Here is a 1,522-nt window from a genome sequence, read left to right as displayed (position 1 = left end):
ACACAGTGGACGCGAGCAACTGAGGACAAGCCCTCGGCCTATTAGTACCGGTCAACTCCACCCCTCGCGGGGCTTCCATATCCGGCCTATCAACCCAGTCGTCTGCTGGGAGCCTTACCCCATCTAGTGGGTGGGAGTCCTCATCTCGAAGCAGGCTTCCCGCTTAGATGCTTTCAGCGGTTATCCCTCCCGAACGTAGCCAACCAGCCATGCCCTTGGCAGAACAACTGGCACACCAGAGGTTCGTCCGTCCCGGTCCTCTCGTACTAGGGACAGCCCTTCTCAAGACTCCTGCGCGCACAGCGGATAGGGACCGAACTGTCTCACGACGTTCTAAACCCAGCTCGCGTACCGCTTTAATGGGCGAACAGCCCAACCCTTGGGACCGACTCCAGCCCCAGGATGCGACGAGCCGACATCGAGGTGCCAAACCATCCCGTCGATATGGACTCTTGGGGAAGATCAGCCTGTTATCCCCGGGGTACCTTTTATCCGTTGAGCGACGGCGCTTCCACAAGCCACCGCCGGATCACTAGTCCCGACTTTCGTCCCTGCTCGACCCGTCGGTCTCACAGTCAAGCTCCCTTGTGCACTTACACTCAACACCTGATTGCCAACCAGGCTGAGGGAACCTTTGGGCGCCTCCGTTACCCTTTGGGAGGCAACCGCCCCAGTTAAACTACCCATCAGACACTGTCCCTGATCCGGATCACGGACCCAGGTTAGACATCCAGCACGACCAGACTGGTATTTCAACGACGACTCACCGCGAACTGGCGTCCGCGTTTCAAAGTCTCCCAGCTATCCTACACAAGCCGAACCGAACACCAATATCAAACTGTAGTAAAGGTCCCGGGGTCTTTCCGTCCTGCTGCGCGAAACGAGCATCTTTACTCGTAGTGCAATTTCACCGGGCCTATGGTTGAGACAGTCGAGAAGTCGTTACGCCATTCGTGCAGGTCGGAACTTACCCGACAAGGAATTTCGCTACCTTAGGATGGTTATAGTTACCACCGCCGTTTACTGGCGCTTAAGTTCTCAGCTTCGCCCACCCGAAGGTGAGCTGACCGGTCCCCTTAACGTTCCAGCACCGGGCAGGCGTCAGTCCGTATACATCGCCTTACGGCTTCGCACGGACCTGTGTTTTTAGTAAACAGTCGCTTCTCGCTGGTCTCTGCGGCCACCCCCAGCTCGGAGAGCAAGTCTCTTCACCGGGCGTGGCCCCCCTTCTCCCGAAGTTACGGGGGCATTTTGCCGAGTTCCTTAACCATAGTTCACCCGAACGCCTCGGTATTCTCTACCTGACCACCTGAGTCGGTTTAGGGTACGGGCCGCCATGAAACTCGCTAGAGGCTTTTCTCGACAGCATAGGATCATCCACTTCACCGCAATCGGCTCGGCATCAGGTCTCAGACTGTGTGCCAGGCGGATTTACCTGCCTGACGTCCTACACCCTTACCCCGGGACAACCACCGCCCGGGATGGACTACCTTCCTGCGTCACCCCATCACTCACCTACTAC

1 rRNA gene (running past one end of the window) is annotated in these 1,522 nt (G+C 57.5%); it reads right to left on the bottom strand.

From position 1 onward, the window contains the following. Positions 1-21: 21 nt before the first annotated feature. Positions 22-1,522 (bottom strand): 23S ribosomal RNA (locus ACFV7R_RS46870); it runs 1,635 nt beyond the window's last position.

This window comes from Streptomyces sp. NPDC059866 (assembly GCF_042731325.1).
Classification (GTDB): domain Bacteria; phylum Actinomycetota; class Actinomycetes; order Streptomycetales; family Streptomycetaceae; genus Streptomyces; species Streptomyces flavusporus.
Note: the sequence above shows the minus strand (reverse complement) of the source record. Positions and strands in the feature narration are given on the sequence as shown.